This is a genomic window from Lysinibacillus sp. BSL11, assembly GCF_052928325.1.
Genome location: NZ_JAVGCX010000005.1, coordinates 249,763 through 259,499, shown reverse-complemented (window position 1 = coordinate 259,499; position 9,737 = coordinate 249,763). Strand labels below are relative to the sequence as shown.

Below are 9,737 nucleotides of genomic sequence, written 5' to 3'. Positions count from 1 at the left end.
GTCCCAGTGTGGCCGATCACCCTCTCAGGTCGGCTACGCATCGTCGCCTTGGTGAGCCGTTACCTCACCAACTAGCTAATGCGCCGCGGGCCCATCCTATAGCGACAGCCGAAACCGTCTTTCAGTCTCTCGCCATGAAGCAAGAGAGATTATTCGGTATTAGCCCCGGTTTCCCGGAGTTATCCCAAACTATAGGGTAGGTTGCCCACGTGTTACTCACCCGTCCGCCGCTAACGTCAAAGGAGCAAGCTCCTTTTCTGTTCGCTCGACTTGCATGTATTAGGCACGCCGCCAGCGTTCGTCCTGAGCCAGGATCAAACTCTCCATAAAAGAAATTTGATTAGCTCAAATTGTTTTGCTGGCATCATGTTTGATGTCCAAAATTGTGTTTCGTTCACTAGCTAAACTAGCTACTTAAAACTTTATTGATTACGTTTTGCTTGTTCAGTTTTCAAGGTTCATGTCGTTACCCTTTTGGACAACTATTTAAATTTATCATACAACCAAGAGGTTGTCAACACTTTTTTTGGAGCGGGTGATGAGAATCGAACTCACGACATCAGCTTGGAAGGCTGAGGTTTTACCATTAAACTACACCCGCATATATTTTCTTAAAAATGGCGCGCCCGGCAGGAGTCGAACCCACAACCTTCTGATCCGTAGTCAGACGCTCTATCCAATTGAGCTACGGGCGCATATGAAATTAATTGACTTGGTGCGGCCGAGAGGACTTGAACCTCCACGGGGTTGCCCCCACTAGGCCCTCAACCTAGCGCGTCTGCCGTTCCGCCACGACCGCATTCGATTAGTAACTTTTTTATTATACTATGATAATTCGAAAAGTCAACTCTTTTTCTTAAAGAGATGAGCCATGAAGGACTCGAACCTTCGACCCTCTGATTAAAAGTCAGATGCTCTACCAACTGAGCTAATGGCTCGAATTAAGAAATGAATGGCTGGGGTACTAGGATTCGAACCTAGGCATGACGGAATCAAAATCCGTTGCCTTACCGCTTGGCTATACCCCAATAAGTGGCGGTCCCGACCGGGATCGAACCGGCGATCTCCTGCGTGACAGGCAGGCATGTTAACCGCTACACCACGGGACCAAAATATTATATACATTAAATTATGAAAAATGACCCCTACGGGATTCGAACCCGTGTTACCGCCGTGAAAGGGCGGTGTCTTAACCACTTGACCAAGGGGCCATGGCTCCGAAGGCAGGACTCGAACCTGCGACAACCTGATTAACAGTCAGGTGCTACTACCAACTGAGCTACTTCGGAATAATTCATGTTATGTTGTCGCCGTTATCTTGTCGACTTTTACTATTATAGGGACAACTCAACAAAACGTCAACTATTTTTCAAACTTTTTTTACTCCACTAATTTTAATTTCCCCAAACACTTACTGCAACAATACTTTTCAACATTCATTTTTATTTTCCGTATATATAATTGGTGGCAATTGACACAAGTATATGTATAGCGTCGTCGCTGTTTTTTAACTGTAGCTTTAGGGACATGTAAAACTGCACAAAATCGGGGGGCATCTACTTTCCTTAATAATTCTCTAAAATCTTTATCTCGATGCTGATACCCTTTACCTTCAATATGTAGGTGATAATGGCATAATTCGTGTAAAACAATACCTTGAATTTCCTCCAAACCATATAACTCATAGGCTTTAGGATTAATCTCAATATTATGGGATTGTAAAAGATATCGTCCTCCCGTTGAACGTAATCTCGCATTAAAGTAGGCTTGATGCAGAAATGGCCTCTGAAAGTTTTCTAAAGATAAGCGACGAACAAGCTCTTGTAATTCTTGATTGTCCATAGTAATCACCTCTAACAACAAGAATACCACACTGCGTAGTATAGACAGTGTGGCAAAAATTTAGTACTCAAACTAATACTTGATTTTTAGGTGGAAGCATCGTTAAAGAGATACGTCCTTTCGTTACATCTATTTGTTCAACCCAGACAGTTACAATATCCCCAAGCGCCACAACTTCTAATGGATGCTTAATACGTTTATTTTGGAGTTTAGAAATATGCACAAGTCCATCTTGCTTCACGCCAATGTCAACAAATGCGCCGAAATCTACTACATTTCTTACCGTTCCCTGCAATTCCATACCTACTTTTAAATCTTCCATTTTTAAAACATCAGTCTTAAGCAATGGTTGTGGGAATGCATCACGTGGGTCACGACTAGGTTTCATTAAAGTATCCACGATATCTTGAATTGTCACGACTCCTACTCCCAGCACATCACTTAACTTTTGGATATTTAGTGCTGCAATAGCTTCCTCTGCCTTCTGTGTCCCTAACTCTTTTTTATCTATTTGAGCCTCTGCTAATATTTGCTCAGCAAGAGCATAGCTCTCAGGGTGAATACCTGTAGCATCAAACGGATTTTTTGCTTCTGGGACACGTAGGAAACCAATAGCTTGTTCATACGTTTTGGCGCCTAACCTTGGAATCTTCTTTAATTGCGCACGTGTAGTAAATTGACCATTTTCCTCTCGCGTCTTTACGATATTCTCCGCAACAGTTTTTGATAGACCAGAAACGTATTGTAAGAGTGATGATGAAGCCGTATTTACATCAACACCAACTTGGTTAACAGCAGTTTCTACTATAAAAGATAGTGATTCATTTAATTTTTTTTGAGAAACATCATGCTGATACTGACCTACACCCACAGCTTTTGGTTCAATTTTCACTAACTCTGATAAAGGATCCTGTAAACGACGTGCAATGGAGACAGCACTACGTTGTTCAACCTGTAAATCAGGAAATTCTGTACGTGCAATTTCAGACGCTGAATAAACAGATGCCCCCGCTTCATTGACAATCACATAGGCTATGTCAGTAGTAAGCTCGTTTAATACATCCGCGATAAATTGTTCTGTCTCTCGAGATGCTGTACCATTACCAATGGCAATTATACTTATTGGATACTTTGCCAAAATTCCTTTTACAATAGCTTTGGATTTTGCTACATCTGGTTTCGGTGGATGTGGGTAAATAGCTGTAACCTCAAGCATTTTCCCAGTTTCATCTACAACTGCTAGCTTGCAACCTGTACGGTAAGCTGGATCAACCCCTAAAACATATTTACCTTTCATAGGTGGCTGTAGCAATAGGTTACGTAAATTTTCGGAAAAAATATGAATAGCCTGTGCCTCAGCTTTTTCTGTAAGCTCGTTTCGTAATTCCCTTTCAATTGAAGGCTGAATTAAACGCTTGTACGAATCCTCGATTGCTAGTTTAACTTCTGCAATAGCAGGAGACGAACCAGTTGCAGGTATCCATTCTTTCCACATAATCATTAATACTCGGTCCACCGGCACATGAATAGAAACCTTTAAGATTTCTTCTTTCTCTCCTCGGTTTATCGCTAAAATACGGTGTGGTACAATGCGACTAACAGGCTCTTCATATGCGTAATACATTTCAAAAACATTTTTCTCGTCGATTTCTGTATTTTTCACAGACGTCACAAGAATTCCATCTTTCCATGAATAAGCTCGGATTTTTTCACGAATAGAGGCATCGTCCGCAAAGCGTTCTGCTAATATATCTCGAGCTCCTATTAGGGCTTCTTCCGTATTGGCAACTTGTTCATTGTCCACAAAGTCAGTTGCTAATTGCTCTAATGCATCATCACTAAATGCTAATAAGAGATCTGCAAGAGGCTCTAAACCTTTCTCTTTTGCAATCGTCGCCTTTGTACGTCGTTTTTGCTTATAAGGTCTATATAAATCCTCAACACGTTGTAAGATTGTTGCAGAAAGAATAGCCTGCTCTAATTCTGGTGTAAGCTTTTCTTGCTCTTGGATTAATCGTATAACTTCTTCTTTTCGTTGTTCAAGTTGCTGTATGTAGTGATAACGATCTTCTACAGCTTTAATTTGCACCTCATCGAGTGATCCTGTAACCTCTTTTCGATAGCGCGCAATAAATGGTACCGTATTTCCCTCTTCTAATAAGTTAATTACAGCCTCTACTTGCCCTGGTTTGACTGTTACATCCTTTGCAATGAGCTGTAACATTTGCTTTTGCTCCACATCATCACTACCTTTTTCTTTTCATTTTACCATTACACTTTACTAAAAATGCAAAAAAATAGTCTACTCAGACGAATATGAGTAGACTATTTCCATTCACTTTAAAGGTATTTTTCATTAAACACCCACGAAAGATTAGAGCGAAACACCGCCACTTGCTAGAATAGCCTCTTGTAATTTCTTTATTGCTTTCCTTTGTATCCTCGATACATGCATTTGAGAAATCCCTAATCGTTCTCCAGCTTCTTTTTGACTAAGTTGCTCTAGATATGTAAGCTGAATAATTTGTTTTTCCCTCTCATTCAAAACGACCAGCGCATCTTGAACAATCATTCGTTTATTTGTCATTTCATAGCCATCGTCTTCCCTGCCTAAAATATCGAATAACGTGACTGTACTACCGTCTGAGTCTGACTCTATCGAATGGTCCATAGAAAGAGCTTGATAACTACGGCTCATTTCCATAGCTTCTAGTACCTCTTCTTCTGCTACTTCTAATCGTTCAGCAATATCTTTAATGGATGGAGAACGCTGCAACTCACTTGTCAGCGCCTCCACCGTTGATTTAATCCTCGGCCCAAGTTCCTTTATACGTCTAGGCACATGCACATCCCATGTTTTATCACGTAAAAAACGTTTGATTTCCCCAACAATTGTTGGCACCGCAAAAGCTTCAAAACTACGACCAACATTCGGATCAAAACGTCTTATTGCACCTAACAATCCCAGCATCCCTACTTGAACAATATCATCATAATAAGATTTACCATTCGAATATTTACGAGCTATAGATTCAACTAGATATCGATAATGAATCACTAAATTGGTTTGTGCTTCATCATCCTCTGTTGACTGGTACAATTCAATCCACTTAAGTACATCTTCTTTAGATGAAGATTTATGTAGTGATTCTTTCGACATTTTTCTCCACCTGCTCCCTAGTGACATACTTTGTCATGAAGACAGTTACGCCACCATCGTTATTGATCATCACCTCATCCATCAAAGTTTCCATTAAATAAAGCCCCAAACCACCTTCTCTTAGCCCTGCAATACTTTCTTCAGGATGATACGGCCCAATCTTAGATTTAATCTCTTCAAAATTAAAACTATTGCCGTAATCTGCAATCATCATTTCCATTTTATTGTCATACAGCGCACACCCGATGACAATTTCACCCTCTTCTTCGTCTTTATAAGCATGGTGAACAACATTTGTCACAGCCTCACTTGCTGCAATTTTTAAATCTTCAATATCATCATAATTAAAACCAATCCTACTCGCTAAGCCCGAGACAGTTAATCGAATGACACTGACAAATTGCGGTTTAGCAGGAACTCTAATTTCAATATAGTCAAATTCCTTCATTATCTTAATTCCACCTTTTTATCAGTTTCGATATCCATCAAATCACTAAGACCAGTAATTTCAAATAATCTTTGTAACCTATTCGATAAACCAACGAGCTTTACTTTACCATTTTCACGTAATGCTCTCTTATAAAAGGCAACAAAAATCCCAAGCCCTGTACTATCCATGTAATTTACCTTTGATAAATCAAGTTCAATTTCTAAACCCTCTGTAATCTTTACAGCTTCTAATTCCTCTCGTAATCCTGAAGCAGTAAACGTATCAATCTCACCCTCAACAAAGCCAAATAATTTATGATCAATTTCTTTAAAATGTATCGTTACGTCCATACAGCACACCTCCACCATATTTGTTAGACTATTTTCTATACCCTGTTCAATTAAAACTTAAACCTATTTTTTTAAAATAACTACAGTAAAATCATCAAATAGTTTAAAATTTTGCACTCTCTCTATTTCCTTATAAAGGAGCTGACACAATTGCTGGGCAGATAAATGTCTATTTTCCTTTATTAAAGTTGTGATTACCTCTCGCGAATTTAATTCCTCTTTCACTCTAAATTCTGTCACACCGTCGGTCATCATAATAATCAAATCATTTTCTTCTAAAACAATTTCATGAAACGTATAGTTTGTTTCAGACAATACACCCAGTAGTAAACCTTTAGCCTCTAAGGTAAAGAACTGATCGTTCTTTGCACTATAATGTAATGCTGGTTCATGGCCTGCCGAAGCATAAGAAAAAATGTTTTGCTCTACATCTAAGCAACCATAAAACATCGAAACAAACATACTGTCATCCACACCTTTTTCTATTACCCTATTAATAACTTCTAAAACATATGAGGGATCTTTATATGCATATACCAATGTTTCAAGTCCATATTTCACCATCGACATACATAAAGCAGCAGGAACTCCTTTACCGACAACATCTGTCACAGCCACACTCAAATATTCTTCTCCATCATGAAAAAAATGTACATAATCGCCGTTCATTTTTCGAATAGGTACTGAAATCATACCTATATCAATATTTTGCATATTCGGCACATAAGTTTTCAATAATGTTTTTTGGATGTTTGTCGCTATTTTCATTTCCATTTCATATTCAGCTTGCTTTTGAAGTAAACTTTGATGCTCTCTATGTGCCATTCCATAATGCACCATTACTTCAATCAAAAAATCATAAGCAGGCTGTGAGTCGTTCATTTGATTCGGAAATATTTGTTCTACAGCATTTTTATGAATGCTAATAACATCCTCGGGAGAGATATTTTTTTGAATTAACTGACGTGTGAAGTTCTGAGCGATATATAAATTTTTTTCTGTTTGGTTGACCATATAATCTGCTAATATTTTTTTATACTGAGCTTCTAATTGTTTCAGTTTTCTTCACGTCCTAACGCAACCATTTTTCCGCTCTTATTGTTGTTCCCTCTCCAATGACAGATTGAATATCTAAACTATCCATCAATCGTTTAACACCTGGCAAACCAGCACCTAGCCCCCCCGAGGTGGAATAACCATCCTCCATTACTTTACGAACATCTTTAATACCAGGCCCTTGATCTATTGCAACAACAACTATTTTCTTTTCAGTATCCGCCTCAACCCTTTCAATTTCTATGACGCCTTTACTTGCATATAAATATATATTTCGTGCTAATTCACTAATTGCCGTGGTGATGCGGGCTTGATCAACAGTGCCAAATCCAAGTGCTTTTGCTTCATGGCGCCCCAGTTGTCTAGCTGCAACAATATCCCACTCTGTAATAATTTCAACCGAAGACCTATATGTCACTGCTGTCCCTCCATTTCTTTTGGAGTTATACTCTAACACTTTTATTCAACCTGCTTGCCATAATTTAAGTTGAATTAATCGCCTCTATAAATGGAATATTCTATGTAGATTTTCATATACCTTTTAAGAATTTTTTCAAAAATCTATTTTTATTAAAAATCTTGTGTATATCTTAAAGCTTTTTGTAACATTTATCAATTACACCTTGGCTTAATTATTTCAGGCACTTCATCTTTCGTAGCAAAATCGTTTGCTGAACAAGATCTATAGTAATCCAAATTATAGTAAATACATTTCAGCATATAAGACAAAAAAGCATCGAGATTTCATAATCTCGATGCTTCTATACACATATGTATATCAAAATTTAACTAGACCTAAACTAATCATCAACGCACCATCAACTTTTTCCATCACAGCATGATCAAGTTGCGTAATACGATCCGTCAATCTTGACTTATCAATTGTTCGCACTTGTTCTAGCAAAATAACCGAATCACGTTCAAAACCATACTTTTCAGCATTGATTTCAACGTGTGTCGGTAACTTTGCCTTTTGAATCTGTGCAGTGATAGCTGCGATGATGACAGTCGGACTAAATCGATTGCCAATATCATTTTGAATAATCAGCACCGGCCTAGTGCCTCCTTGTTCAGAACCTATTACCGGTGATAAGTCTGCAAAAAAAACGTCACCACGTTTTACATTCAAAGTGTCATCCCCCGCTAACGAGACGCTCCACCATATGTTGTGCTTCATACTCTGCATGCAAGCATTCGCTCGCAATCATTAAATTAATATGAGACATTTCAACATATCCTTTAATCATAGCTTCCCGTATTTGATTTGGTTGCTCCTGCATTAAATTTTTGCGCGCCAAAATACGCACAAAAGATTCACCTTCAATTACTTCCTTTGTTTGTAGAAATAGTCTGTCTTGAACAGCAATTGTAGCTTCTCTTAACTTTTTCTCGTACACAGCAAGCACCTCCAACGGAACCATACACTTTTCATTACTTCTCATTCTATCATTGAAAGATATTGTTGAAAAGACATGAAATGACAAAATATCTGACAATTTGAAGTACAAATTGTAAAAATATGTTGGTTGTCGAAGGTATATGCTGAATAATTATTATTGCAATGTGTTTCCAAATATGACTCATTACTATGTTTTGGAAAAGAAATAAGTTCTCCAGTGCTAATTTATTTACCAAATTCAACTTGGAACATTGCTCATGACATTACATTGAGATTTGACTAATTCTAATGAAAATAACTAAAGATATATTCTAGGAACTCTTGTTGTTATAATGCATGGTATTTCATAATTAATTGTTTCGAGCTTTGTTGCCCATTCATCGATCGATACGCCAGTATTCCCTTGCCGACCAATGAGTGTTACCTTCTCACCTATATCATATGCTTTTGGTAGGGCAACCATACATTGGTCCATACAAATTCGTCCAACAATCGGCATTCTTTTTCCGTCAATTAAAACCTCTTGCCCACCTAACTTGCGAATCACACCATCTGCATAGCCTATTGGAATTGTTCCTATCCACATATCTGTAGGGGCAACATATGTAGCTCCATAGCCAACTGGATCACCTGATTTTATTTGCTTTACATGAACAAGTTCACTTTCAAGCGAGAACGCTGGTAACAAAGGAAAAGGTAAAATACTTTTCACATATGCAGAAGGTGATAATCCATACATTGAAATACCAAATCTAACAGCATCATATTGTAAATGCGGATCTTTTACTAATGAGGCTGCTGTATTAGATGCATGAACAAGTCGCGGCTTATTAGGTATTACAGCTAAACATTTCTCAAAAAATTGTACCTGTTGATCAAAATGTAGCGTATCCTCTTCATCAGCTGTCGCAAAGTGTGTAAATATTCCATCCAGCTCCATGTTATCTGTAGACTGTATTGTTTGATAGAGCTCTAATAATTCCTGCTCTGAGCGAATACCTATTCTACCCATTCCGCTATCTATTTTTATATGAAGTCGTAAAGGAAGCGCTTCATCCACTAAAAGAGAAGCAGCTTGCTGCATCCAATCATCGGCAAATGCCGTAAGTATAATACGTTGTTGCGCTGCATAAGGAGCAAATGAAACTGGAGATGCACCTAATATTAATATGTCTGGTTCTTCAAAATGTGCTCGAATATGTAATGCCTCATCGGGCGTTGCCACTGCAAGTACTGTGGCACCAGCTTCAAGAGCTGCCCGTGCAACGGCTACATCTCCATGACCATACGCATTTGCTTTTACTACAGCGATAATTTGAACATTAGGTCGTAAAAATTCTTTTAAGTTTTTTACATTTTGTTGAATTGCTTGTAAGTCTATTATTGCTTTGGTTGGACGAAAAAACTGCTGTGTCTTCATAAGAATACCCTCTTTATTTTTAATTAAAACATTATGTAGGACATACATGTTGCAAAGTATGTCAATTTAGCTTGTACACA

10 protein-coding genes, 8 tRNA genes and 1 rRNA gene are annotated in these 9,737 nt (G+C 38.2%); all 19 read right to left on the bottom strand.

Annotated elements, in window-relative coordinates; all coding sequences use genetic code 11:
* Positions 1 to 330, bottom strand: a 16S ribosomal RNA gene (locus RCJ95_RS08200); the annotation flags it as partial.
* Positions 331 to 527: 197 nt separating this feature from the next.
* A tRNA-Gly gene (locus RCJ95_RS08195) sits at positions 528 to 601 on the bottom strand.
* Between the two features lie 17 nt (positions 602 to 618).
* A tRNA-Arg gene (locus tag RCJ95_RS08190) sits at positions 619 to 695 on the bottom strand.
* 18 nt (positions 696 to 713) lie between these two features.
* A tRNA-Leu gene (locus RCJ95_RS08185) sits at positions 714 to 799 on the bottom strand.
* Between the two features lie 66 nt (positions 800 to 865).
* A tRNA-Lys gene (locus RCJ95_RS08180) sits at positions 866 to 938 on the bottom strand.
* A 15-nt stretch (positions 939 to 953) separates the two neighbouring features.
* A tRNA-Gln gene (locus RCJ95_RS08175) sits at positions 954 to 1,028 on the bottom strand.
* Between the two features lie 5 nt (positions 1,029 to 1,033).
* Positions 1,034 to 1,109, bottom strand: a tRNA-Asp gene (locus RCJ95_RS08170).
* 30 nt (positions 1,110 to 1,139) lie between these two features.
* Positions 1,140 to 1,211 (bottom strand) — tRNA-Glu (locus RCJ95_RS08165).
* Position 1,212: 1 nt separating this feature from the next.
* A tRNA-Asn gene (locus RCJ95_RS08160) sits at positions 1,213 to 1,289 on the bottom strand.
* 91 nt (positions 1,290 to 1,380) lie between these two features.
* The gene (locus RCJ95_RS08155; protein ID WP_053996974.1) at positions 1,381 to 1,842 is read right to left on the bottom strand and encodes a SprT family protein; all 462 of its coding nucleotides are present in this window, start codon (positions 1,840 to 1,842) and stop codon (positions 1,381 to 1,383) included.
* Positions 1,843 to 1,909: 67 nt separating this feature from the next.
* Complete coding sequence (locus RCJ95_RS08150; RefSeq protein ID WP_446722113.1) at positions 1,910 to 4,081, bottom strand: Tex family protein; 2,172 nt, start codon at positions 4,079 to 4,081, stop codon at positions 1,910 to 1,912.
* Between the two features lie 135 nt (positions 4,082 to 4,216).
* The gene (gene sigB, locus RCJ95_RS08145; protein ID WP_221681407.1) at positions 4,217 to 5,002 is read right to left on the bottom strand and encodes an RNA polymerase sigma factor SigB; all 786 of its coding nucleotides are present in this window, start codon (positions 5,000 to 5,002) and stop codon (positions 4,217 to 4,219) included.
* Positions 4,980 to 5,450 (bottom strand): anti-sigma B factor RsbW, encoded by a 471-nt coding sequence (gene rsbW / locus RCJ95_RS08140; protein WP_016993413.1) that lies wholly within the window; start codon positions 5,448 to 5,450, stop codon positions 4,980 to 4,982. Before rsbW ends, sigB begins: the two co-directional genes overlap by 23 nt.
* A complete protein-coding gene (locus RCJ95_RS08135; RefSeq protein ID WP_004232057.1) occupies positions 5,450 to 5,782 on the bottom strand; it encodes an STAS domain-containing protein in 333 nt (110 codons plus the stop codon). The genes rsbW and RCJ95_RS08135 overlap by 1 nt, the downstream gene beginning before the upstream one ends.
* 63 nt (positions 5,783 to 5,845) lie before the next feature.
* Positions 5,846 to 6,796 carry a PP2C family protein-serine/threonine phosphatase gene (locus RCJ95_RS08130; RefSeq protein WP_337976679.1) on the bottom strand — a complete coding sequence of 317 codons (951 nt, stop codon included), beginning with the start codon at positions 6,794 to 6,796 and terminating at the stop codon, positions 5,846 to 5,848.
* A gap of 58 nt (positions 6,797 to 6,854) precedes the next feature.
* Positions 6,855 to 7,256 (bottom strand): anti-sigma regulatory factor, encoded by a 402-nt coding sequence (locus tag RCJ95_RS08125; protein WP_446722112.1) that lies wholly within the window; start codon positions 7,254 to 7,256, stop codon positions 6,855 to 6,857.
* A gap of 360 nt (positions 7,257 to 7,616) precedes the next feature.
* Positions 7,617 to 7,967 carry a type II toxin-antitoxin system PemK/MazF family toxin gene (locus RCJ95_RS08120; protein WP_004232054.1) on the bottom strand — a complete coding sequence of 117 codons (351 nt, stop codon included), beginning with the start codon at positions 7,965 to 7,967 and terminating at the stop codon, positions 7,617 to 7,619.
* Positions 7,968 to 7,971: 4 nt separating this feature from the next.
* The gene (locus RCJ95_RS08115; protein WP_004232053.1) at positions 7,972 to 8,235 is read right to left on the bottom strand and encodes a hypothetical protein; all 264 of its coding nucleotides are present in this window, start codon (positions 8,233 to 8,235) and stop codon (positions 7,972 to 7,974) included.
* Between the two features lie 300 nt (positions 8,236 to 8,535).
* Positions 8,536 to 9,657 carry an alanine racemase gene (gene alr, locus RCJ95_RS08110; protein WP_221681410.1) on the bottom strand — a complete coding sequence of 374 codons (1,122 nt, stop codon included), beginning with the start codon at positions 9,655 to 9,657 and terminating at the stop codon, positions 8,536 to 8,538.
* Positions 9,658 to 9,737: the final 80 nt, after the last annotated feature.